The organism is Pseudomonas arsenicoxydans (assembly GCF_900103875.1).
Lineage (GTDB): Bacteria > Pseudomonadota > Gammaproteobacteria > Pseudomonadales > Pseudomonadaceae > Aquipseudomonas > Aquipseudomonas arsenicoxydans.
The window spans coordinates 2,848,108-2,870,569 of sequence record NZ_LT629705.1 but is presented as its reverse complement, the minus strand read 5'-3'; the positions used below and the strand labels follow the sequence as shown (position 1 = coordinate 2,870,569).

Annotated in this window: 22 protein-coding genes; all 22 read right to left on the bottom strand. The window is 59.5% G+C overall.

Annotated features, from left to right (window positions below; translation table 11 throughout):
• Nucleotides 1-87 precede the first annotated feature (87 nt).
• Nucleotides 88-384, bottom strand: a complete 297-nt coding sequence (locus BLQ41_RS13325; RefSeq protein WP_090181530.1) for a flagellar protein FliT — start codon at nucleotides 382-384, stop codon at nucleotides 88-90.
• 10 nt (nucleotides 385-394) lie between these two features.
• On the bottom strand, nucleotides 395-790 hold the full coding sequence (gene fliS / locus BLQ41_RS13320; protein ID WP_090181528.1) for a flagellar export chaperone FliS: 396 nt from the start codon (nucleotides 788-790) through the stop codon (nucleotides 395-397).
• A 131-nt stretch (nucleotides 791-921) separates the two neighbouring features.
• Nucleotides 922-2,343, bottom strand: a complete 1,422-nt coding sequence (fliD, locus tag BLQ41_RS13315) for a flagellar filament capping protein FliD (protein ID WP_090181526.1) — start codon at nucleotides 2,341-2,343, stop codon at nucleotides 922-924.
• Nucleotides 2,344-2,425: 82 nt separating this feature from the next.
• A complete protein-coding gene (locus BLQ41_RS13310) occupies nucleotides 2,426-2,788 on the bottom strand; it encodes a flagellar protein FlaG (RefSeq protein ID WP_090181525.1) in 363 nt (120 codons plus the stop codon).
• A gap of 72 nt (nucleotides 2,789-2,860) precedes the next feature.
• The gene (locus BLQ41_RS13305; protein WP_090181524.1) at nucleotides 2,861-3,712 is read right to left on the bottom strand and encodes a flagellin domain-containing protein; all 852 of its coding nucleotides are present in this window, start codon (nucleotides 3,710-3,712) and stop codon (nucleotides 2,861-2,863) included.
• A 246-nt stretch (nucleotides 3,713-3,958) separates the two neighbouring features.
• Nucleotides 3,959-4,225: a hypothetical protein gene (locus tag BLQ41_RS13300; RefSeq protein ID WP_090181522.1), complete on the bottom strand. Its 267-nt coding sequence runs from the start codon at nucleotides 4,223-4,225 to the stop codon at nucleotides 3,959-3,961.
• Nucleotides 4,222-5,514, bottom strand: a complete 1,293-nt coding sequence (locus BLQ41_RS13295; protein ID WP_090181520.1) for a motility associated factor glycosyltransferase family protein — start codon at nucleotides 5,512-5,514, stop codon at nucleotides 4,222-4,224. Before BLQ41_RS13295 ends, BLQ41_RS13300 begins: the two co-directional genes overlap by 4 nt.
• Before the next feature lie 86 nt (nucleotides 5,515-5,600).
• Entirely contained in the window at nucleotides 5,601-6,527 is a 927-nt protein-coding gene (locus tag BLQ41_RS13290) for a ketoacyl-ACP synthase III (protein ID WP_090181518.1), read from the bottom strand.
• A 229-nt stretch (nucleotides 6,528-6,756) separates the two neighbouring features.
• Nucleotides 6,757-7,809, bottom strand: a complete 1,053-nt coding sequence (pseI, locus tag BLQ41_RS13285) for a pseudaminic acid synthase (protein WP_090181517.1) — start codon at nucleotides 7,807-7,809, stop codon at nucleotides 6,757-6,759.
• On the bottom strand, nucleotides 7,802-9,307 hold the full coding sequence (gene pseG, locus BLQ41_RS13280; protein WP_090181515.1) for a UDP-2,4-diacetamido-2,4,6-trideoxy-beta-L-altropyranose hydrolase: 1,506 nt from the start codon (nucleotides 9,305-9,307) through the stop codon (nucleotides 7,802-7,804). The genes pseI and pseG overlap by 8 nt, the downstream gene beginning before the upstream one ends.
• Nucleotides 9,304-10,011 (bottom strand): pseudaminic acid cytidylyltransferase, encoded by a 708-nt coding sequence (gene pseF / locus BLQ41_RS13275; protein ID WP_090181514.1) that lies wholly within the window; start codon nucleotides 10,009-10,011, stop codon nucleotides 9,304-9,306. Before pseF ends, pseG begins: the two co-directional genes overlap by 4 nt.
• Nucleotides 10,008-10,628: a pseudaminic acid biosynthesis-associated methylase gene (locus BLQ41_RS13270; RefSeq protein WP_090181512.1), complete on the bottom strand. Its 621-nt coding sequence runs from the start codon at nucleotides 10,626-10,628 to the stop codon at nucleotides 10,008-10,010. Before BLQ41_RS13270 ends, pseF begins: the two co-directional genes overlap by 4 nt.
• A gap of 59 nt (nucleotides 10,629-10,687) precedes the next feature.
• Nucleotides 10,688-11,845, bottom strand: coding sequence for a UDP-4-amino-4,6-dideoxy-N-acetyl-beta-L-altrosamine transaminase (gene pseC / locus BLQ41_RS13265; protein ID WP_090181509.1), 1,158 nt, complete (start codon nucleotides 11,843-11,845; stop codon nucleotides 10,688-10,690).
• Nucleotides 11,842-12,843 carry a UDP-N-acetylglucosamine 4,6-dehydratase (inverting) gene (gene pseB, locus BLQ41_RS13260; protein WP_090181507.1) on the bottom strand — a complete coding sequence of 334 codons (1,002 nt, stop codon included), beginning with the start codon at nucleotides 12,841-12,843 and terminating at the stop codon, nucleotides 11,842-11,844. The genes pseC and pseB overlap by 4 nt, the downstream gene beginning before the upstream one ends.
• A gap of 30 nt (nucleotides 12,844-12,873) precedes the next feature.
• The gene (locus BLQ41_RS13255) at nucleotides 12,874-15,792 is read right to left on the bottom strand and encodes a TIGR00180 family glycosyltransferase (RefSeq protein WP_090181505.1); all 2,919 of its coding nucleotides are present in this window, start codon (nucleotides 15,790-15,792) and stop codon (nucleotides 12,874-12,876) included.
• A 55-nt stretch (nucleotides 15,793-15,847) separates the two neighbouring features.
• Entirely contained in the window at nucleotides 15,848-16,585 is a 738-nt protein-coding gene (locus BLQ41_RS13250; protein ID WP_090181503.1) for a cephalosporin hydroxylase family protein, read from the bottom strand.
• A 17-nt stretch (nucleotides 16,586-16,602) separates the two neighbouring features.
• Entirely contained in the window at nucleotides 16,603-17,673 is a 1,071-nt protein-coding gene (locus BLQ41_RS13245; RefSeq protein WP_090181501.1) for a class I SAM-dependent methyltransferase, read from the bottom strand.
• On the bottom strand, nucleotides 17,663-18,520 hold the full coding sequence (locus tag BLQ41_RS13240) for an NAD-dependent epimerase/dehydratase family protein (RefSeq protein ID WP_090181499.1): 858 nt from the start codon (nucleotides 18,518-18,520) through the stop codon (nucleotides 17,663-17,665). The genes BLQ41_RS13245 and BLQ41_RS13240 overlap by 11 nt, the downstream gene beginning before the upstream one ends.
• Nucleotides 18,517-19,743, bottom strand: coding sequence for a class I SAM-dependent methyltransferase (locus BLQ41_RS13235; protein ID WP_090181497.1), 1,227 nt, complete (start codon nucleotides 19,741-19,743; stop codon nucleotides 18,517-18,519). Before BLQ41_RS13235 ends, BLQ41_RS13240 begins: the two co-directional genes overlap by 4 nt.
• Nucleotides 19,740-20,300, bottom strand: coding sequence for a dTDP-4-dehydrorhamnose 3,5-epimerase family protein (locus tag BLQ41_RS13230; RefSeq protein ID WP_090181495.1), 561 nt, complete (start codon nucleotides 20,298-20,300; stop codon nucleotides 19,740-19,742). Before BLQ41_RS13230 ends, BLQ41_RS13235 begins: the two co-directional genes overlap by 4 nt.
• Nucleotides 20,297-21,379 (bottom strand): CDP-glucose 4,6-dehydratase, encoded by a 1,083-nt coding sequence (rfbG, locus tag BLQ41_RS13225; RefSeq protein WP_090181493.1) that lies wholly within the window; start codon nucleotides 21,377-21,379, stop codon nucleotides 20,297-20,299. The genes BLQ41_RS13230 and rfbG overlap by 4 nt, the downstream gene beginning before the upstream one ends.
• Entirely contained in the window at nucleotides 21,361-22,134 is a 774-nt protein-coding gene (gene rfbF / locus BLQ41_RS13220; protein WP_090181490.1) for a glucose-1-phosphate cytidylyltransferase, read from the bottom strand. Before rfbF ends, rfbG begins: the two co-directional genes overlap by 19 nt.
• Nucleotides 22,135-22,462 lie beyond the last annotated feature (328 nt).

The following is a 22,462-nucleotide window of genomic DNA, read 5'->3' as shown; positions in this document are numbered from 1 at the left end:
GCCTGAAATCTGGAACCAGCCACTAGTTAAGTCAAAAAACCGTGCACAGTCAAATTTATGGCGCACTATGTTTGGATTAACTGCGGATTAACCAAACAGATGGTAAACCTTTGCCGCGTTCTGTGCTTGGTGGATCTGAGACATCTCGTCGACAATCGCCTGTCTCTCCCCCATCGCCGCCTCGAGAAGTTCCTTGTAGACCCTCAGCAACTCCTCCAGGTTGGCACGCAACGCCACCTCGTCCAACGAATCTTCACTCATGACGTCTTCCATGCAGGAACGGCAATCAAGGTCCAATTGACCGATAGCTTCCCAGTTGCGCTCGGCCAATGCACCGACCAACGCTTCACGGGTATGTTCGATTCGCTGCAATACAAGACTCATGATGATCTCCTTAAAACTGCGGACCTGGCGCGGCGATGGCGTCCCAGCCTTCTTTGACCGTGCGCAGCAAACCAGCGACTTCATCGAGAATACGCGGGTCGCTCTTGATGTTCGCCTCGGCCAGGCGCTTCATCATGTAAGCGTAGAGACGGTCGAGCTCGCCGACAGTTTCCGCAGCCTTTTCAAGATCCAGGCCTTCACGCAAGCCACCAATGATCCCAATGGCCTTGCTGATAGACACACCCTTGCCAGGAATGTCCTTGCGCTCCATCGCGCCTTTGGCCTGAGCGATGCGATCCAGACCACCTTCCATCAGCATTTGCACCAAGCGATGCGGACTGGCTTCTGACGTCTGGGCCTGCGCCCCGACCTTCTGGTATTGCCGAAGGGCTAACCTCGGATTCATGTTCTACCTCACTGCCACTCAATGACTCGTATGATCAGTGTATCGTCTTCGAGACTGAAAACTTTAGACCAGAAGACAAAAACCCGGCACACGCCGAAAAGCGTAGCCGGGTTTTTGTCGTCAGCCCATATCTACTTGCTGGACTGCTGAGCGTTCAACGTCTGGAAGAAGCCGGTGATGTTGCTGGCAGTGGCCTTCATCTGGCCGACCAACAGATCCATCGCGTTGTACTTGGCAGTCAGGGAGGCGGTGAGGTTGGTCACTCGTATATCCAGCGCCGTCTGCTGGCTGCTCAGATCCTTCTGGACCTTGCCCAGGTTGCTGCTTCGCTGATCCAGAATCCCGCCAGTCTGGGAGTACGGCGTGATCGCTGCCGACATACGCGCCAACAGGCCATTTTTTGCGTCAGTACCCGTGAACAGATTCTGCACCGAACTGCTCATCCCGGGAGTTGCCATGGCCTTGGCGTACTTGGTTGCGTCGATGCTCAGCGCACCGGTCTTCTGATCGGTCTGAATACCCAACTGCGACAGTACCGACAATTGACCGCCCGCCCCAGGCGCTACCAGCTCATTGCGCACGGCAGTGATCAAGTTACGCGGCAACGAGTCACCGGTCATTGCAGCGCCGATGGTTGGATTGCCTGCATCGTCCAGGCTTGGCTTGGTCAGAGCGGTCAGGGTGTTGATGACGTTGTTATAGGCATCGACGAACGACTGCAGCGAGGTCTTCATGCCATCGGTGTTAGTGCCGACAGTGACTTTGACCGGCGTCTTACTTTCCGCCAGCAAGGTCATGTTGATGCCACCCACCGCCTGGCTGATCGTGTTGCTTTTACTGGTGACGGTTAGGCCATCGATGGTGACCGACGCATCCGCAGCCAAACCACCGATGTTGCCAGAAGCGCCAGCGGCCGGAGTGGCCCCCAAGCTATTGGTTCCGTCGATTTCCAGCCCGGCAATACCGCTGACCGTAAGATCGGAGCCTGCGCCTGTCACCGTCGAACCAATGACCAATCGAGAACCATTGCCGTCGGTGACGATGTTGGCGCTGATGCCTTTGCCTTGAAGCGTGGTGTTGATCGCGTCACGGGTCGACTGCAACGTCGCGCCGCTCGCGATGGTCACCGGGTAATCAATACCATTTTGACTGATTTTCAACGTACCAGTCGGAATGGCACTGCTGGCACCGCCGGCAAACGCCGCGCTTGCCACTTTGGAGCCGGTCGCCAGGTTGTTCACTACAACGCTATAGCTACCATTTACCGCCGTGTTATCAGACGTGACGGTCAACGTGGTCGGCGTACCCGACGTCGCGGTAAAACCGGAAAACGCAGGCGCGTCTTTCTTACCGAGGTTGGTCATGGCCGTCTGGAACGCTGCGAGAGCCGATTTCAACGAGCCGGTAGCAGAAATCTTGGCCGTGTTGATGGACGTCTGTTTGGTGATCAGCGTCTGCTTGGCCGATTTGTCGGAGTTGACCAGCGCGGTCACGATCGCACCGATGTCGAGACCGGACCCTAGACCCGAACCCGGTAGAATTGGACTTGCCATGTGCATCTCCTTATCTATGCGCTGCCGGTCTATTGACCACTAGACGCGGTCAATGATCGTACAAACACGTTTCATGCCAGTATCAGGCTTTGGCATCGAACAATACGTTTCTGGCGTTGTGCAGGCTTTCAGCCAGCTTCATGGCTTCGGCAGATGGAATCTGTCGGATGACTTCACCGGATTCGCTGGCAATCACTTTGACGATGACCTTGCCTGTCGACTCATCGATGGAAAACTCCAGGTTACGCTTGACCGACTGAACGAACTTTTCGATCTCCTGAACGGCCATTTTCAACTTATCCGAGTTGTCCGAATCTGAGCTTTTACCCGTTGCAAGAACAGGCTGGGTACTTTCAGCGCTAGGCTTTTCTGTCGGCTTATCAGTAGTGCTGACCGCCGACTTCACGGCCGGGTAAGACAAGTTCAGCTTAACGCTCATGTCCATGACCATCACCTCTTAAACGGAAAAAGCGAGAGAGCACGCAAGCGCACTCCCCCGCTAAAACTCAATCCGATATTACTGAAGCAGTTTCAGTACAGCGGATGGCAGCTGGTTAGCCTGGGCCAGAACAGCGGTGGAAGCTTGTTGCAGAGTTTGCTGTTTGGTCAGGTTAGCGGTTTCTGCGGCGAAGTCGGTATCTTGTACGCGACCTTGTGCAGCAGTAACGTTTTCAGTGATGTTTTGCAGGTTGGAGATGGTGCTGGTCAGACGGTTTTGCGAAGCACCCAGGTTTGCACGGGTTGCACCGATGGCAGCGATTGCAGCGTCGATCGCGGTGATCGCGTTGTCGATGTTCGAAGCGGCAGCAGCGCTGGTAGCACCGGTCAGAACAACAGTACCGCTACCTACGGACAGGCTGACGGCGTCGAACTTGGAGCTCAGAACCAGGTCGATGTGGTTGGCAGAACCGGTGTTGGAACCCACTTGCAGGGTCATGGTGCCAGCCGAACCGTCCAGCAGTTGCTTGCCGTTCAGGTTGGTCGAAGCCGCGATACGAGTCAATTCGTCAGACATCTGACCGAATTCGGCGTTGGTTGCGGTCTGGTCAGCAGTACCGTTGGTGCCGTTGCGAGCTTGTACAGCCAGTTCACGCATACGTTGCAGAATGTTGGTCGATTCCTGCAGAGCGCCTTCAGCGGTCTGAGCCATCGAGATACCGTCGTTGGCGTTTTTAACCGCAACGTTCTGGCCGCGAATCTGGCTGGACATACGGTTGGAGATCTGCAGGCCAGCAGCATCGTCTTTAGCGCTGTTGATTTTCAGGCCGGAAGAAAGACGAGACATCGAAGTCGACAGAGCGTCGGCGGCACGGTTCAGGTTTTTCTGAACGTTCAACGACGTGGTGTTGGTGTTTACTGTTAAAGCCATGACGAATTCCTCGTTGGTTGGGTACTGCGGCTTCCGGCCCTGGCAACCGCCGGGTATGGCCTAGAGAACCTTCGTAATAGTTATCGTCGGGATTGCAGGTTGCTTGAGGGCTTTTTAAAAAAATATTGCCATCACACTGCCACCCCCTAGAAAACAAGGGCTTAGCCAACCCTCACCATCCGAAAAATGACGCCATAAAACCGTCCAACACCCAAACCTCCCAACCAGAGCTGTCCGTCCGGCTTTTTAAACCTGAACGCTGTCCAGCAAATCCACCAATTCGTACTCCATGAAATCAGCAAGCCCGAGCCAATCCTGACGCTTCTGACAGGCCAGCATTTGCATGAGAACCTGCGTCCACTTCAGTTGCACGTCTTGTGGCGCCGCAAGCAAAAGCCGTTGAGCCTCGTCGAACAGATCAACCATGGTCAACGCCGCTTCGACATCCCGCCCCAGGCGAAATAACCCTGCGCATTGACGGCATTCGTTTATGCATTGCGAAAGTGCGCTCACTGCACGAACTCCCGATTGAACTGTGTGCCGGCAATCATCGCGCCCGCCCGACTGCTGTTAAGGAAACGTACCTTGGGGTGCCCGGCGATGTATCGCTCCAGCTCGCACAGGTAGCTGCGGAAATTCAGCTGCGTGCGGACCCTTTCGCCATACCCGTCGCGCACCCAGTGTCGGGCCAGATTCACCCCGGGGCCCAAATCCCCGTCGCGCCAGCCGGCATGGGTCTTGTTCATCGGAAAGGCAAAGTCGGCACCAAACAACGTAATGCTCTCGGCGCCCATTTTGACGGCCAGGTCCACGGCCGGATGAATCACGCTGCCGCCCACGTACAGTTCCGCCCTGGGGTGCTGGCGACGCAAGGTCGCGTAGATCGGGCTGGCGGAATAACCGCCATAGCGCTTGCCCTTCCACGCTTTCAATACCTCAGGATCGCTCATCGGCAGGTATACCAGAGGAATGCCGTCGGAGTCCTCGAAGGGCAAGTGCCGAAAGCTGATGCGCTGGTCAATGCTCACCACCAGATCGGGCTTGATCCCGTGCTCTCGCAGCGGTCGGTAGGCGGTATCGACGCAAATGAACAGAGGCCGCTGCACCTGCTCACGTATCTCCGCCAATTGCTCGAAATGGCTTTCAAGGCTTGGCCCGGTGGCGATCACATAGACTTCCTGGCCGGCGCATGTATTGAACAACTGCGCAACATCGTCGTCGGCGAGCAGCACGTCGAGGCTGTCCTGCAAGCGCTGGAGAATAATCGGAGATTGCGGATCGAATTCGCGATTGTTGAAACTCAGGTGGACTTCGCTGACCAGGCGATCGCGAATCTTTGCATTGAAGTCATCCGCCAGCACCATCTCGGAAGGCAGTGCAAAAAATGGCGTGTAGATATCCGCTTGATCACCGGCATACAACAGCTCTACCCGAGGATCGTCGAGCCATTGCCGCTGATCAAGCAGCTGCAGCACCAAGGCAAAAAGGGCACCGTTGAGGATGTGCACATACAGTCGCTCAAGCTCGTCGCGCTCCAGCAGGACCGTCGGCAAGTCGCCCAGCCCCGTGCCGTAGACATGCAACTGTGCCTTGCCGGTCGGCAGGCTGGCCGCCTGCACTCGGGCTTCGTGGACGCGATCATGACGACTGGTGAGTTGAATGCCATCGATGCTCAGCGTCGAACCCAACCCTTCGGACAATTCAGCTGGGATCGCCGTACTGTCTTCCAGCATCAGTCTGGCGTAAAGCATCGGCCAGCGCCGTTCTAGCACCCGTGCATTGTCGTCAAAGCTGTCGCTCATGCTGCCTCACTGTTTTCGCAGGCAAAAAAATAGCGTTCAAAATGTACACCTTGAACGCTATTTTTTGTATTGGGGGGGATTGTGGATCAAGGACGATAGATGATCGCCGAGCCCCACGACAGTCCCACACCAAAACCGCTCAGCGCAACGCGCTTCCAGTCGGAATCCAGGACGTGCTTCTCAAGTAGCAAAGGAATGCTCGACGACACCGTGTTGCCAGTCTCGACCATATCCTTGATGAACTTCTCGGGATCGCCTTCAAAGCGTCGCGCCACCGCATCGACAATCGCCGCACTGCCCTGATGGATGCAGAAGGCATCGATATCGGCAGGCGTCAGTTGCGAGTCGGCCAGCAACTCATGCAAGTGCGCCGGGACTTTGAGCAACGCAAAGTTGAACACCTGGCGACCGTTCATGAAGAACACGCCATCGGTCACTTTCAGGTGCGGCGCGCCGGAACCGTCGGTGCCGAACTTGGCTTTGCCCAACTGCCATGGAGCGTTTTCACCCATCCAGGTCGCGGTGGCGGCGTCACCAAACAGCATGGTGGTGTTGCGGTCTTCCGGGTCGACGATCTTGGAGTACGGATCGGCGGTGATCAGCAGGCCATTCTTCAAGCCGGCGGCTTCCATGAAGCCCTTGATCGCGTAGATGCCGTAGACGTAGCCGGAACAGCCCAGGGAAATATCGAACGCGGCAACAGTGGTCGGTAGACCGAGTTTGTCCTGAACGATGGCAGCGGTGTGCGGGAGGCCTTCTTCGTCACCGTTCTGGGTGACGACGATCAGCACGTCGATGGCGTCGCGTTTCAGATCAGGATTGTTGGCAAACAGCGCATTGGCTGCTTCTACACACAGGTCGGAGGTTTCCTGCCCGGCGTCTTTGCGCGGCAGAAAGGCCGAACCGATTTTGCCCAGGATGAATTCTTCATCCTTTTCGAATTTTGCACCTTGTGCGTAATTGTCCACGCCGGCTACAGGAACGTAGCTCGCAATGCTTTTTATGCCAATCATTACGGCTTCCCAATAATAAACAGCCCAATACCACCGCTCGTAATTGATTCGAGGGGCGCCGACAAACAGAGAAAAATGTCGCCCTGCAGGGGCGACAGCAGGAAGAATAAAAGGCTATCACCGGTCTGAAAACAGGCCGGGCACCACCTTCCCGATTTATACAATACAGTGAAGATGCGCGTTATGACTCGCAGGTCACGCTATTTTGCCGAATCAGGCCGATAAGGCGTTATTCGACCAACGACCAGTCCAGCGGCGTTCCGCGCTTGATGGCGTGGCGGGCACGACGACCCAGAAGGGTTTCAGCGTGTTTGGGAGGCAGGCCCAGCCCCGGTCGGATGGCACGCAGGTTCGCGGCCGTGAAAGGCTCTCCGGCAGCCATGTCCTGAGTGACGTACAACGAGCGCCGGTACACCAGGGACTTGCGCTCCGCGTCGGTCGCGCCGTAATGCACCTGGCCCATGGCCTGCCAGGCCCGCTCGGTCTCGATCACCAGGCTTTGGAGTTCGTCCGGCTCCAGCGAGAAACTGGCGTCCACGCCACCGGCAGCGCGATCAAGGGTGAAATGCTTCTCTACCACCGTCGCTCCCAGCGCCACCGCCGCTACGGACACGCCCACCCCCATGGAGTGATCGGACAGCCCGACCTCGCAGCCAAATAACTCACGCAGGTGTGGAATGGTGCGCACATTGCTGTTGGCGGGCGTTGCCGGGTACGTGCTGGTGCATTTGAGCAGCACCAGGTCCTTGCACCCTGCCTCACGGGCCGCGCGTACAGTTTCATCCAGCTCGGCGATGCTGGCCATGCCGGTGGAGATGATCAACGGTTTGCCGGTGGCGGCGACCCGTCGAATCAACGGCAAGTCGGTATTTTCGAAACTGGCGATCTTGTAGGCCGGTACGTCGAGGCTTTCGAGGAAGTCCACCGCGCTGTCATCGAACGGCGTGGAGAACGCCAGCATGCCCAGCTCCCTCGCACGGGCGAAGATCGGTGCGTGCCACTCCCACGGCGTGTGGGCCTTCTCATACAACGCGTACAACGAAGAACCGGCCCAGAGGCTGTTGGGGTCCTTGATGAAGAACTCGCCCTCGGACAGGTCCAGGGTCATGGTCTCGGCGGTGTAGGTTTGCAGCTTCAAGGCGTGGGCTCCGGCCTTGGCAGCGGCCTCGACGATTTGCAACGCCACGTCCAGCGACTGGTTATGGTTGCCACTCATCTCGGCAATGATGAACGGCGGCGCATCGGCACCGATCACGCGCTCGCCAATCTTGAAGCTAGTCATTGCCTTGATCCTTTAAAACGCGGGTGAACGCGCAAGCTTGCTGAGAGAAACCCGCGTCGCGAAATACTTGCAACGACGGCTGGTTGGCTGGCAACACTTGCGCAGTGATGGCGGTCAGTTGGGGCCAATGGGCGGTCACGAACGCCTCGCCCCGGGTCAGCAGCGCCCTGCCCCAACCCAAGCCGATGCGATCTTCGAACAGGTAGATCGAGACTTCAGCTTCAAACCCGCGCCGGTCATAACGCAACACACCCACCGGCCCGTCGTCGGCCTCGGCGATCAACAGCAAGCGCTGCGGATTACTCAAACTGGCGGTCAGCCAGTTCTGATGCGCCGACCACTCAATCACGCCCGTCTCCAGCGACCAGCGCCGTACCGCCTCAGCATTGCGCCCCTCAAACAACAACTGCGCATCGTTGGCGGTGGCCGGGCGGACCTGCAACACCGCACCGGCCAACGCTGCCGCCACGCGCTGCGCGCCACGACCATCGACCAACTGCCGGGACCGTTCAGCCATGCTCTGACGCAAACCCTGGTTGCCCACGACAAAACCGACGGCCTGGCGCAGTTGCTCGACGCTGACCTGTTCACGCGCCCCAAGGAACACATGAGCGCCAGAACTCGCCATGACCTCGCCGTTGGCCTGCTGATTATTCGACACCGCGATACAAATGGTCGGCAGCCCCAAGGCTGCCCGCTCCCAACTGGTGCCGCCACCGGCGCCGACAAACAGGTCGGCCTCGGTCATCAGCCGGTAGAAGTCGCTGACAAAACTGTGCAAGCGCCAGTTCGGACGATACGCCGCCAGTGCCTGCATCTCGTCCCAGGCCGGGTTGTCGGCACCGGCGACGAAATCGACGTTCAAGTCATGGAAATCCGCCAGCGCCCGCATCGCGTGATGGGTTTGTCTTGCGGCATCAAAGCCGCCGAAATTAACCAGCACACGCTTGGCCCGGGGCTTGATGGCAATCGCCGGGCAGCAGAACTCATCACGCAGCATCGCGAAGCGTGGACCGAACAAGGTCCGGCAATCGGCGGCAAGCAGTCCGGCATAAGCCTCAGGCGTACCCGAAAGATTCTGGTTCAGCAGCAAATCGACGCTGTAGGTGCGCGTCGCCAGATCATCCACCGCCGCGATCCGTGGCGCCCATCGCCGGGCCGCGGTCTGCCAGAGATGGTCGAGGCCGTAGTGGTCGACGATGATCCAGTCGAAGCCCGGAACGTGTTCCAGCGCTTGCGCCAGTGCAGCGATGTCCGCCTGCCACGGCAGCATGCCCTCGATCGGCTGTTGCGGGTCCTCGTCGGGATAGCGATCCGGTAACGCGAAGGTTTCAAAACCCTCGGCAGCGAGGTTGGTGAGCCGATGGCCCGGCAACTGGCGACAGGCAAACGCCACGTGTGCGCCCTGCCGGCGCAGCACCCTGGCCAGCGTCAGGCAGCGGGCAATGTGACCGCTGCCGATGGTCGGCGAGGCGTCGGCGCGGATCAGAACTCTCATTGCAACTCCCCTCCTGCCTTCAGCGCCGCGTAAAGGTATTCGGCGCGCTTCCAGTCTTCGGGGGTATCGATGTCCTGAACGAGGTAACGCGGCAGGATCACCGGCAGGCTTTGCGGTGAATACAACGCCTCGCCCTGGCGCCAGGCACTGCTGCGGCCCCAGTAGAACTGCCCGGCATCCTGATAGGCCGGCGGCAAGTCCTGAGAGCGGGTTTGACTGAACTGCGGGTACAACGCGGTCAACGCGCCTTGACTATCAACGGTCAGGGCGCGCTGCACCGGAAAGCCGAAATCGCAGACCGAGAAGGCGAAGGATTTATCCGGATGCTGCTCCAGCAGATTCAAGCCCTGCTGTAAAAATCGGGTTTGCAGCAACGGTGCCGTGGCATAGACACAACAGGCGAAATCAAAATCCTGACCCTGTCGATGCAGCTCCTCCAGCGCATGCGCAATCACTGCCGCCGTACCGGTGAAATCGTCCGCCAATGCCGCAGGCCGCATAAACGGCACTTGCGCACCACTGGCTCGAGCCACCTCGGCGATTTCTTCATCGTCGGTACTGACCACCACCTGGGCGAACAACCCGGAATCAAGGGCGGTTTGAATCGAACGGGCAATCATCGGCACGCCGTCGAACGGCTTGAGGTTCTTGCGCGGTATGCGTTTGCTGCCACCGCGAGCCGGGATGATTGCTACGTTGTTCAAGGGCGTTTTTCCAACAGAAACCAAGTGATGTCGTCCACCGGAAATTGCGGGTCACGGTGGTAACCGAAGCCGTAATCCAGCAGTTGCAGATCATCGTAACGATCAAGCATTTCACCGGCAAAATCACGTTTGAACAACTTGCCGCTGTTACCGCGATAGGACACTTCGACCGGTGCCGGGTTGTAGTACTCGGCGATCAGAATGTAACGCTGGCTCAGTTCATACAACTGCGCATAAGCCGCCGGCAACAACTCCGGCGCCAGATGGATCAGCACGCCTTTGCTCAGGGTCAGGTCAAAGCTGCGCTCGCGGGGGAAATCAAACAGCGAACCGTGCCAGATCTGCGCGATATCCAGCGCCTGGGCTTGGGCGCAGGCGCTGGCATTGATCTCCACACCGAACAGTTCGCACCGAGGCAACAGGTGATGCAGCGCCTGCAAATTGTTGCCGGCGTTGGTCCCCAGCTCCACCAGGCTTTCAATCCGCCCGGCCCGGGTCAGCGCCTTGGCAAACAATGCCAGGTTGGCCGCCACCAATGGCTGCCCGACGTTGCGATCAACGTATTGGTTACCGAAGTCGCCCTGCCAGAATTTTTCCTGCTCGCTCAGTTCACGCATCGTTCTCTCTCATTTGAAGCACAGCGCCTGGGGGACCGCGCCTAACCGACTGGCTGTATTTATTCAGTCAAACGCCGCAGTTGTTCGACCACGCAGTCCTGCTGCTCGTCGCTGAGCAACGGAAACAACGGTAGGCTGATGGCTTCTGCGTAGTAACGCTCAGCTTGTGGAAAATCGCCTTCAGCAAACCCCAAGTCACGGTAGTAAGGCTGCAAATGCACCGGAATGTAATGCAGATTCACACCGACCCCGGCAGCCCGCAACCCTTCGAACACCTGGCGATGACTAAGGCTGATGCGATCAAGCTGCAAGCGCACCACATACAGATGCCACGCCGAATCGGCTTCAGGCTGAGGGCTGGGCAAGGTCAGCGGCAAGTAAGTGAGCAAACGGTCATACCGTGCTGCCAGCTCACGGCGGCGTTCGATGAAGTCATCCAGTTTGTTCAACTGTGACAGCCCGAGGGCAGCTTGCAGATCGGTGATCCGATAATTGAAGCCCAGCTCAATCTGCTGGTAATACCAGGGGCCATGGCTGGATTCGGTCATTTGCGCCGGATCGCGGGTCATGCCGTGGCTGCGCAAGCGTTGCAGACGCTCGGCCAGATCCCGGCGATTGGTCAGGACCATGCCACCTTCGCCGCTGGTGATGATTTTCACCGGATGAAAGCTGAATACCGTCATCGCCGCAAAATCGCCACAGCCCACCGGGCGCCCGGCATAGGATGCGCCGACTGCGTGGGAGGCATCCTCGATGACCGTGAAACCATAACGCTCGGCCAATTCGGCGATCATCCGCATATCGCAGCTCTGCCCGGAGAACGCCACCGCCACCAGCACTTTAGGCAGCGTGCCGGCATCCTCCGCCGCTTCCAGCTTGGCTTTCAGGGCGTAGGCGTCGAGGTTCCAGGTCAGCGGATCGATGTCGACGAAGTCCACCTCGGCACCGCAGTAACGACCGCAATTAGCCGAGGCCAGAAAGGTATTGGGCGTTGTCCATAAACGATCACCCGGCCCGAGCCCGGCCGCCAGGCAAGCAATGTGCAATGCCGCCGTGGCGTTACACACCGCCACCGCGAAATCGGCCTGGCAACGTTCAGCCAAGGCCTGTTCGAAGCGCTCGATGGTCGGTCCCTGGGTCAGCCAGTCGGACTGCAAGACGGCGACGACCGCGTCGACGTCGGCCTGATCGAGACTCTGTCGACCGTAGGGAATCATGCCGACAAGTCCGCGTGCAGATCGGCGATCTGCCCGACTGACAAGAACTGCGGATTGGTGTCGGAGCGGTACTCGAAGTCCTCACTCACTGGCTTGCCCTGCTCGCCCAGCTTGTCCACGGCAAAATCCACGTCGACGCTGGTGAAGCGGATCGACGGCTGGATCGTGTAGTGATCGGAAAATTCCAGAGTCATCCGTGCATCGTCCAGCGGCACCATCAACTCGTGGAGCTTTTCCCCGGGGCGTATCCCCACGTGCTTGTGCGGCAAGTGCTCGGCCATGCCCAGCGCCAGATCGACAATGCGGATCGACGGGATCTTGGGCACGAACACTTCACCACCGTGCATCCGCGCAAAGCTGTCGAGCACGAATTGCACGCCGTGATCGAGGGTGATCCAGAAGCGCGTCATGCGTTCGTCAGTGATCGGCAGTTCGGTGGCGCCTTCGTTGATCAGCTTGCTGAAGAACGGCACCACCGAGCCCCGCGAACCGGCGACGTTGCCGTAGCGCACCACGGCAAAGCGGGTTTGCTGTTCGCCGGCAATGTTGTTGGCGGCCACGAACAGTTTGTCCGACAGCAGCTTGGTCGCGCCGTACAGGTTGATCGGGCTGGCCGCCTTGTCGGTGGACAACGCGACGACTTGTTTGACGCCATTGTCGATGGCCGCGGCGATGATGTTTTCCGCGCCGTTGACGTTAGTCCGAATGCATTCGGTCGGGTTGTACTCGGCGGCTGGCACTTGCTTGAGGGCCGCGGCATGCACCACGTAATCGATGCCGCGCATGGCCTGGCGCAAACGCTCGGCATCGCGCACATCACCCAGGAAATAGCGCATGCATGGGGCATTGAACGTCTGCTGCATCTCGTACTGCTTGAGCTCATCACGAGAGAACACCACCACGCGCTTGGGCTGGTATTGCTCCAGCAAGCGACGGATGAAATTGCGCCCGAACGAGCCGGTGCCGCCGGAGATGAAAATCGATTTGCCGTTGAACATGCCTTGAGTCCTTGTGCCTGTCAGCCAGGTTTATGCGAGCAACTGCGCCCAGTTGATCGGAGCGCTGTCACCCAGGGCAAAACCCTTGCCGGTCAACGCCAGATTGGCGTTGTAGGCCTGGTCCTGTGCGAAGGCGGCCGCCCATTTTTCCCGCAGGGCGTCGAGCACCTGAGGAGCCTGCGCCACCTCGCCCGGATGAATCACCTGAACCCGCGGCGTCCACACGGTGAGATAACCCGCCTGCCCGGCCTTGAGGCACAGATCGACGTCGCTCAAGCCTTCAGCGAATGTCTGGCCATCCAGGCCACCCAAAGCCTCGAACAATTCTTTGCGCACCATCAGGCAAGCCTGCGACACCGCCGAATAGTTCTGATCCAGTGCCAAGCGCTGCAGGTAGCTGTTGCTGGCGTCATACCGGTCGCCGATAAACGCGGAACCGACTCCGCCACGCATCCCCAGAATCAGACCGGCTTGCGTGACCTTGCCTTCACGATCGACAAGCGTGGCGCCGACAATCCCCACTTCAGGACGCTGGGCATGGTTGAGCAGCGACTCGATCCAGTTCGGATTGACCACTTCACCGTCAGCAGCCAGCAGCACCAGGTATTCACCCTGCGCTTGCTGACTCGCGGCGTTGTACAACGCTACGTTGCTCAGCGTCTGCTCTGCATACAGGACGCGCACCTTGGCGTTCTGTAGCGTGCCCAGCCAATCGTTGACCTCGGCCGACTGGGTCGGATTCGCCGCAATCAGCACTTCGTAGCGGGTGTAGCGGGTACGCAGCAACACGCCTTGCACACACTGCTGCAGCAGGGCTAGGTCATCCCCGGCCGGAACGATGATCGAGACCAGTGGACGCTCGGTGTGACGGTAGTCGACCTGATAGGTGCCAGGGGTCGCCGAGGTGATTTTGGCCTTGTAGCCACGGTTGCCCAGATGACGCAGCAACGCGAGGCGTTCGTCGGCGTTTTCTTCCAGCACCGGTGCCTGTGCAATCAGCAATGGCTCGTCGAGGTGCGCCAGACCGCTCAGGCCGCCCGCCTCGATGATGCGCAGCAGCAAATCGAATTCCAGGGCCTTTCTGAAATCGGGCTGGTAACCACCCGCCTCGATCAACACGTCGCGGCGGATCAACCAGTGTCGAGCCATCAAGGCAGGCAGGCTTTGCAGCAGGTCCAGGTTGAAGCCCGGCCGAAACACATCCACCAGTGCGCCGTTGTCGGTACGCTGAATTTCATCGGTCGCTACCGCACGGATGTCACTGGCGGACAACAGCTCCAGGCTGGCACGCAACAGACCTCCCGGGGTGAACTCATCGCCGGCCTCGGCCAGCAGCAGCCAGTCACATGGCGACTGACGAGCGCTCTGATTCAGTTTTTCGACAAAGTTGCCTGGCGTCACACGGACAAAGTGCAGGGTGTTCTGTGCCGTGGTGGCCGCAGGCGCTTCGCCGGTGGTGAAGACCACAACTTTGAAGGCCTTGCAGTGGCCTTCCAGCAAGCTGTCGAGGGTGACCTGCAATTTCTCGACATCGTTATCCAGGTCCAGCAAAAGGATGCCGAAGTGTGGCCCCCCACCATTCATTGCCAAGTGTCGGGCAATCGCCTCGGCCTGTTCGGCATCAGGCGACCGGGCCTCCAGCCACTTGAGCAGGCGACCCGAACGCATGTTTTCAAACGTCAAGTGATGATCCACGACCGACAACGCATCAAGGCGTGCGACCCAGTCGCGCATCGATTCAGCTTCTTCGTCCTCGCCCAGCAGTTCCAGTTGCGCCACCAGGCGCTTGACCACCGTACGGTTGAACGCATTGGCGTCGTAGGCCTGCCACAAACGGTCGACCACGCTTTCCGACGTATCGTTGTTGCGCGGGCTCAGCAAGTGCTCCTGGCGAGTCCACACGCCTTCAAGCTGTTCGAGCTGAAGACGACCGGCCGGCATCGCATGAAGCATGAATTCGAACTGGGTCAACTTGTCGAAGAACGCCTGATTGTAGAACGGCATTTCGACGTACTGTTTTGGCCCGAAAAGACGATCGGGTGCCTTGAGGGTATTGTTCCAGATGGACTGGAAAACCAACTCCGCGGTCAGGGCACGTCCGGTTTGCAGGCTGTCGATCATGGCGTCGAAACTTTCCATGACGAAGGCTTTGGCCTGTACCGGGTCGAGCTCCTTGATCCCGGTTGGCAACGAGGCCAGGAATTCGGCAAAGGCGTCACGCTCGGCCACCGATTTGGCGTCGGTATACGTCAGCGAGTGATACACCTCGGTGTTGTGTTCGGAGTTGCCGTAGTTGATCTCACGCACCACATAAGGGGTTGGCAGGATCCGCGCCTTGGCGCACGCCAGCATGTAGTAGACGTGACCGATCTCCTGCCACTGGAAACTGGTGCCCGGCGGCAGCAGCGAATACCAGGATTTCATCAGCGAAGTACGGGTCACCGCGTAAAACGGCGGCAAGTATTGGTGCATGTACTCGACGACCCGATCCTGAGGTCGCTCGGAGCAATAGTCCTCGCACACTTTCTTGTCGCGCCGGTAGTAGCTCACGCTGTTGGCGAAGGTCAGGTACATCAGGCAATAGCCGTGGCACATGCCGTAGTCGCGGTTCGCTTGCAGGAAGTCCACCGACTCGGCCAGCGCGTCGTGCACGATGAAGTCATCGTCGGCCGCCAGCACCATGTACGGGGTGGTCACTTGCTCCACGCCATAGGCAATCTTGGCCTGGAAGCCGCTGTAGGCGAATTGCGGCACATGCCGGTATTCGACGTCAGGCAGTTCGCCCTTGAAAGGTTCAGTGGCGGAATCGAGCACCAGTACTTTGCAAGGCAAGTCACCGTAATACTTCACTGCCCTGCGCAAAAAAGCCGGACGGTTGTGGGAAATCAACACCACCGTCAGCAGCTCATTCAACGGCAACATGTGCTCAGAAACGGACTTGCCTTGCATAACTTCTCCCACTGCCGGCGAAACGCCTGACTAACACTTTAATGATGTGCCGAAATTAACGAACGCGACGCAGGTAGCCGTCCGGTGCAACGGTGAGCAGCAGTTTGTTTTGCATCTGCTGGTCAATCTCGAAATCCTTGTTCTCTTCAAGGTATTTCCACACCGCGGTTTTCGGGTTGTCGCCCGGGCCCCATGGACGGTCCGGGAAGAAGTCGGCCGGCATGTCTTCGACCACGGTGTCCATGACCACGCAGTAGCTGTCCACCGACACCAGTGGCGCGTAGAGGCGCAGCTCTTCCAGCACGTGGTCGTGGGTGTGGTTGGAGTCGAGCACCAGAATGACTTTCTTGCCTTCGGCCGCAGCACGAACCTGGGCAGCGATCGCCGGGTCGATGCTCGAACCCTCGATCATCTTGATGCGCTTGCTCATCGGGTGGCTTTCGATGGCTTCGCGGTTGTGCGGGCGAATGTCCAGGTCGATGCCCAGCACTTCACCGTGGCCTTGCAGCTCCAGCAAGGAGGCGTAGTAGATGATCGAACCGCCATGGGCGATGCCGCATTCGATCACCAGGTCTGGCTTGACCTGCCAGATGATCTCTTGCATCGCCATCATGTCTTGCGGCAACTGGATGATCGGACGGCCCATCCACGAGAAGTGGTAGCTGTACTTGTGCTTGGCCGATTCGTTGAAGAAATCCCGGGCCAGGCCGGTCAGTTTCTGATCATCGCCCTGACGCGCGATTTCTGCCTGGCACTCGGCTTCGAAGGCTTTATTGATGGTGTTGTCGGTCATTTTTCTAATCTCAATAGTCACTGGAACGAAGCGCTGTCGACGGCGTGATAGACGTAACGTCCACCGGTCATCCGCTTGATTTCTTCGAGGTAGTTGGAGTTCATCACAAACAGGTTGGCGCCTTCGGGCAACGCATCCATGGCCTCTTGCGGCGAGGACACCCGCACGCCGCTCAAGGGCAGATACCGCCCCTGTTTGGCCGGGTTGATGTCCACCACGCGATCCACCGCCACACCGGCCCGTTGCAGGAACAGCGAATAGATCACGCCTTTGGACGAGGCACCCCAGATCGCCGAACCTTGTTTGGGGGCGTCCTGGATAATCTGCACCGCGCGCTCAAGGCTGCTGGTGAAGCCCTGCGGCAACTCAAGGCGCGGCACCGGTTGTTCCGGGGTCAGGCGCAGGGTCGACAGGTCCGCCACGATGTACAGGTATTGGCTACCAAACAGGTGACCGGCCTCGAGCACCGTGCCGAACATCCGGCGCAGGTCATCGAGGCGGAAATAATTGACGTGCTCATAGAACAGGTCGAACCAGGCGCGGTGCTCCAGAATCCAGTCGAAGCACGGCACTTCGATGTAGATCTGTCCGCCCTGATTGGCCTCGGCCATCTCGGCGAGAAAACTCACCGGGTCCTGGATATGTTCCAGAACATGGCGCAGCACGATGGCGTCCGCCGCCAGGCCGAGGCCGCGCGTGAACGGCGCCTTGATCACGTCGGCGTTGCTGCCTTCATAGGCCGGGTCGATGCCGGTGATGGCGTAGCCCAGGCCCTTCAACAGTTCGAGAAAGTAGCCTTTGCCGCAGCCGACTTCGATCAGTTCCTGACCCTTGAAATGGCGGGCAATGATGCCTTCGACATCGCTCAAGTGCTTCTGGAACTGCCCCGAATGCGCTTGCTCATTCTGGTAGTCGGCGTCGTAGCTGAGCTTGTCGGCATCGAAGGCCTGGTTGAAGATCAACCCGCTCTGTTCGTCCTGCACCAGGACCATATCGGCGCTGGCAGAAGCCCGGGCCGAATCCGGGTCGGCGAAGGTGCGGTTTTGCAGCACCGGCAGGTCAGCGACCCGATACAACTCATGCTTCATGATTGCCTCCCAGCAGTTGTTGCAAACGGTCCGCCACGCCCCAGAACGCCATCGGTTCGTGGGTCGGGTAAGGGTAATGACCGAGGTTCAAACGGATCGATGCGCCACGTGCGCGCAATCGCTGCTCGACCAGCGCCCGCACCGACACCGGCTGGCCGCTGGAACAATTGATCAGCCCATTGAATTCCCGCTGCTGCAGGATCGCTGCCAGGTAATCGGCGGCGATGTCGATGGCCAGGTAATCGCGCAACTGCTCGCCCGCCGACATGTTGAACGTGTCGTCGCCAGCATCGATTGCCCGATCCAGTGCTGCCAGCAAACTGTTGGGGTTCTGGCCTTCGCCGTGTAGGTAGAACAGCCGCGCCCATTGCAGGGTGAACGGCTGGACCCGCTGCAAATTTTCCAGAAACAGCCGCAGGGTGTTTTTGGCCAACCCATAAGGATTGCTCGGCTGCGGCGTGGCCTGCTCGCTGAGCGGCCCGCTTTGCATGCCGTATTCGAAACAGGTTCCAGTCACCAGTACTTGCGACACGCCCGCCTCGACCGCGCCCTTGATGAACCGGTAATCGGCCATCAGGTTGTGCTCGAAATGGAACAGCGCCTGATAGTTCGGCAGCCCTGGCCACGCCAGATGCGCCAGGGCATCGATGTCCGCGATCAGCGCGGCAATGTCCAGATCGTCGGTGTGAATGTCCGCCGCAATGAACTCCACGGCATCGATCCACGGCATCGTCGCGGCGGTCTCGGCGTTGCGCGCCACTGCCCGGACTTCGCAGCCACGGGCGAGCAAGGCGGCGACCAAATGACGGCCGACGAAGCCGGTGGCCCCGGTCACAAGCACTTTCACAGGACGGTCAACTCGGGCACGGCGATCACGAAGCGAGCGCCCCACTGACGTACCTGCGCCAGTTGCTGACTGACTTCGTGCAGCAAGTTCCAGGGCAGGACCAGCACGTAGTCCGGTTTCTCGATATCGATCTGCGCAGGCGACACGATTGGAATACGACTGCCCGGCAAGTACTTGCCCTGCTTGTGCGGATTGGCGTCGGCCACCCACGCCAGCAGGTCGGGCTTGACCCCGGCATAGTTGAGCAAGGTGTTGCCCTTGGCCGCGGCGCCGTAACCGACCACCCGCTTGCCATCGGCCTTGGCCTGCAACAGGAAACGTAGCAGTTCGTGCTTGATGCGTTCGGCGGCCGGCGCGAGGGTCGCGTAATATTCGGGGGTTTTCACTCCGGCTTCGAGTTCGGCTTGCAGCTGTTGAGCAACCGCCGGCTGCACGTCGCGGCGAATACCATCAATGCGCTGGACGAACACACGCAGCGAGCCACCGTGGGTCGACAACTGACTGACGTCGAACACTTCCAGGCCGTTGCGCTCGCACAAGGTCTGCACGGCGGTCAGCGACAGGTAGGAATAGTGCTCATGATAGAGCGTGTCGAACTGCTGCCCGGCCATCAGCGTCAGCAGCTGCGGAAATTCGAACGTGGCCACGCCGGTCGGCTTGAGCAAGGTCGCAAAACCGCCGAGGAAATCATTGATGTCCGGCACGTGGGCCAACACGTTGTTGGCGGCCATCAGGTCTGCCGACCAGCCTTCGCTGACCAATTGCGCAGCGGTGTCACGGCCAAAGAACAGTTCACGAATTTGCAGGCCTTTTTCCCGGGCCGCTTGCGCGGTGCTGCGAGTCGGCTCGACACCCAGGCAAGGGATGCCACGCCCGGCGACGTACTGCAACAGGTAGCCGTCATTGGCGGCGATTTCCACCACGCGACTGTCAGCGTCCAGGCCGAAGCGCTCGACCATCTCGGCCACATACCGCTCGGCATGGGCCAGCCAGGTGCTGGAGAACGAACTGAAATACGCATACTCGGCATCGAACAGGCTGTCGGCGCTGGTGTAATCCTCGGTCTGCACCAGCCAGCACTGCTGACATACCGCAACCTTCAGCGGCACCCATTGTTCGGCTTGCTCCAGCTGATCGGCACGCACATAAGCGTTAGACGGCGGCGACGTGCCGAGGTCAATCAGCGGCAAAGCCAGAGGAGTACCGCAACCACGGCAATTCATACACGCACTCCAGCGAAGTGGTCATCGAGCAAGGGATGGCTGGAATCCCGCGCCGACAGATTATTGACAGGCAACGGCCAGGCAATCGCCAGCCGCGGATCGTTCACGCTCAAACCACCCTCGTGCACCGGCGTGTAGTCCGCGCTGTGCAGGTAAAGCAACTCGGCGTCGTCGGTCAGGGTCTGGAAACCGTGGGCGAACCCGGCCGGGATCAGCAGGCTGCGACCGTCGCCGGCACGCAGGTGTTCGGCGTGCCAGTGCAGGAAGGTTTCGGAGCCGGGGCGCAAATCAACTGCCACGTCCCAGACTTCACCGCGCAGGCAGGTGATCAACTTGGCTTCCGGCGCGCTGGCATTCTGGTAATGCAGGCCACGCACGCTGCCGCGCTCGCGGGTGCAAGAGTGGTTGATCTGGCGGATATGAAACGGCTCGCCAAACGCACTCAGGCTGCCTTCGCAGAACAGCCGCGCGAAATGCCCGCGCTCATCTTCAAAGCGTTTGTGCTGCACGCTGAACAGTCCGGCCAGGGGCAACGGCTGCAACAGAAACTCACTCACAGCGCGCCTCGGTACTGGTTCAACTGGCCCAGCGTTACGGCGCGCATGTCATTGCCGTTCTGCCACGCCAAGTGCCAGTCGAGCGTGTGGGTCAGGCACTCTTGCAACGACCAGCGCGGCTGCCACGCCAACAGTTGACGGGCGCGGCTGCTGTCCAGGCGCAGCAGGCCGGCTTCATGCAAATCACTCGGCTCGATGCGCAAACCACGGGCCTGCGGCCAGCGGCTGGCGAGCAATTCGACGACTTCGCCGACGCTGCACATGTCCGCTTCGCTCGGGCCGAAGTTCCACGCACCGGCAAACGCCGGACCTTGTTCATAGAGGCCGGCGGCCAGTTGCAGGTAACCGGCCAGCGGTTCCAGCGCGTGTTGCCACGGGCGCACGGCTTGCGGGTAACGCAGGGTCACCGGTTCGTCGGCGGACCACGCCTTGAGCACATCGGGAATCAGTCGCTCCGGTGCAAAATCACCACCGCCCAGCACGTTACCGGCGCGCGCCGTGGCCAATGCCAGACCGTGCTCGGCATGCTTCTCGGCCGGGAAGAACGAGGCGGCGTAAGACTGCGCCAACAATTCGCAGCAGGCTTTGCTGCTGCTGTAAGGATCGTGTCCACCGAGGGCTTCGTCTTCGCGGTACGGCCACAGCCATTCCTGATTGGCGTAGACCTTGTCGGTGGTCACCAGCACGCAGGCACGCACGCAGCCGACCTGACGAATCGCTTCAAGCAGATTCAGGGTGCCCATGACGTTGCTGGAATAGGTGCCCAGCGGGTCGCGATAACCTTCACGCACCAGCGGCTGGGCCGCCAGGTGCAAGACAATCTCTGGCTCGGTCTCGGCGATGATTTCAAGCAGCGTCCCCAAGTCACGCAGGTCACCGCGCTGATCGTTGATGCCTTCGTGCACCCGTGCCAATTCGAACAGGCTCGGTTCGGTGGACGGGTCAAGGGAGAACCCAACGACCTCGGCTCCCAGGCTTTGCAGCCACAGCGTCAACCAACTGCCCTTGAAACCGGTGTGCCCGGTGACCAGAACCCGCTTGCCGCGCCAGAACTCCGGACTCAGTCCCATTGCTTCCATGGGGCCTCCCCGCTCTGCCACAACGCTTCGAGGTGATTCTTGTCACGCAGGGTGTCCATCGGATGCCAGAAACCGTCGTGCTGGAACGCCTGCAGCTGGCTTTCACTGGCCAATGCCGCCAGGGGCTCTGCTTCCCAGGAAGTCTGGTCGTCGCCGATGTACGGCAACACCTTGGGCGACAGGACGAAGAAGCCGCCATTGATCCAGCCGCCGTCGCCCCGTGGTTTTTCGATGAAGCCTTTGACACTGTCACCGTCGCGTTCCAGGGCGCCGTAACGTCCCGGCGGTTGCACGGCGGTGACGGTAGCGAGCTTGCCGTGGGCCAGGTGAAAGTCCACCAATGCGCCGATATTAAGGTCCGAGACACCGTCTCCGTAGGTAAAGCAGAAGGCTTTTTCGCCCTCCAGATAACGCGCGGCGCGGCGCAGACGGCCACCGGTCATGGTGTCTTCGCCGGTGTCGATCAATGTGACGCGCCACGGTTCGCTGTAGTTCTGGTGAACGTCCATGCGGTTGTTGCACATGTCGAAGGTGACGTCGGAGGTGTGCAGGAAGTAGTTGGCGAAGAAGTCCTTGATCGCGTAGCCCTTATAGCCAAGGCAGATCACGAAATCGTGGATTCCGTGCGCGGAGTACTGCTTCATGATGTGCCAGAGAATTGGCTTGCCGCCGATCTCGATCATCGGCTTGGGCTTGAGGTGCGACTCTTCGCTGATTCGCGTGCCCAGGCCACCCGCCAAAATAACTGCCTTCATCCTCTACCCTCTCTTGTTCGTCACAGGGCTCAGCCAAGCTGTATCAAGCTTTTGCAGGCCTTCTGGATAAAACGCTCAACGCCGCTGTATGTACTGCCCGCTACGCTGCAAGTGCTCGTTTTATGGCGATATAAAGGGGACTTGCAGGAAACGCGCCAGCTCCAGGCGTCCAGCGGGCGACGCCGCTGCAAGGCAAACGCATGACAAGAAACAGCCAAGCGCTGAGGCCAGAACGAAAAAGGGGAACCCGGATCAGTCACGACCGGATTCCCCCTTGTTACGGCTCAAATACCTTCAATGGCACAAAACATTCGAAGGCGAGTGGCCG

Bases quoted from the DNA above. Each gene is read 5' to 3' on its own strand.
- BLQ41_RS13325 (WP_090181530.1), bottom strand. From the start codon at position 384: ATGAGTCTTGTATTGCAGCGAATCGAACATACCCGTGAAGCGTTGGTC.
- fliS (WP_090181528.1), bottom strand. From the start codon at position 790: ATGAATCCGAGGTTAGCCCTTCGGCAATACCAGAAGGTCGGGGCGCAG.
- fliD (WP_090181526.1), bottom strand. From the start codon at position 2,343: ATGGCAAGTCCAATTCTACCGGGTTCGGGTCTAGGGTCCGGTCTCGAC.
- BLQ41_RS13310 (WP_090181525.1), bottom strand. From the start codon at position 2,788: ATGGACATGAGCGTTAAGCTGAACTTGTCTTACCCGGCCGTGAAGTCG.
- BLQ41_RS13305 (WP_090181524.1), bottom strand. From the start codon at position 3,712: ATGGCTTTAACAGTAAACACCAACACCACGTCGTTGAACGTTCAGAAA.
- BLQ41_RS13295 (WP_090181520.1), bottom strand. From the start codon at position 5,514: ATGAGCGACAGCTTTGACGACAATGCACGGGTGCTAGAACGGCGCTGG.
- BLQ41_RS13290 (WP_090181518.1), bottom strand. From the start codon at position 6,527: ATGATTGGCATAAAAAGCATTGCGAGCTACGTTCCTGTAGCCGGCGTG.
- pseI (WP_090181517.1), bottom strand. From the start codon at position 7,809: ATGACTAGCTTCAAGATTGGCGAGCGCGTGATCGGTGCCGATGCGCCG.
- pseG (WP_090181515.1), bottom strand. From the start codon at position 9,307: ATGAGAGTTCTGATCCGCGCCGACGCCTCGCCGACCATCGGCAGCGGT.
- BLQ41_RS13270 (WP_090181512.1), bottom strand. From the start codon at position 10,628: ATGCGTGAACTGAGCGAGCAGGAAAAATTCTGGCAGGGCGACTTCGGT.
- pseC (WP_090181509.1), bottom strand. From the start codon at position 11,845: ATGATTCCCTACGGTCGACAGAGTCTCGATCAGGCCGACGTCGACGCG.
- pseB (WP_090181507.1), bottom strand. From the start codon at position 12,843: ATGTTCAACGGCAAATCGATTTTCATCTCCGGCGGCACCGGCTCGTTC.
- BLQ41_RS13255 (WP_090181505.1), bottom strand. From the start codon at position 15,792: ATGCAAGGCAAGTCCGTTTCTGAGCACATGTTGCCGTTGAATGAGCTG.
- BLQ41_RS13250 (WP_090181503.1), bottom strand. From the start codon at position 16,585: ATGACCGACAACACCATCAATAAAGCCTTCGAAGCCGAGTGCCAGGCA.
- BLQ41_RS13245 (WP_090181501.1), bottom strand. From the start codon at position 17,673: ATGAAGCATGAGTTGTATCGGGTCGCTGACCTGCCGGTGCTGCAAAAC.
- BLQ41_RS13235 (WP_090181497.1), bottom strand. From the start codon at position 19,743: ATGAATTGCCGTGGTTGCGGTACTCCTCTGGCTTTGCCGCTGATTGAC.
- rfbG (WP_090181493.1), bottom strand. From the start codon at position 21,379: ATGGAAGCAATGGGACTGAGTCCGGAGTTCTGGCGCGGCAAGCGGGTT.
- rfbF (WP_090181490.1), bottom strand. From the start codon at position 22,134: ATGAAGGCAGTTATTTTGGCGGGTGGCCTGGGCACGCGAATCAGCGAA.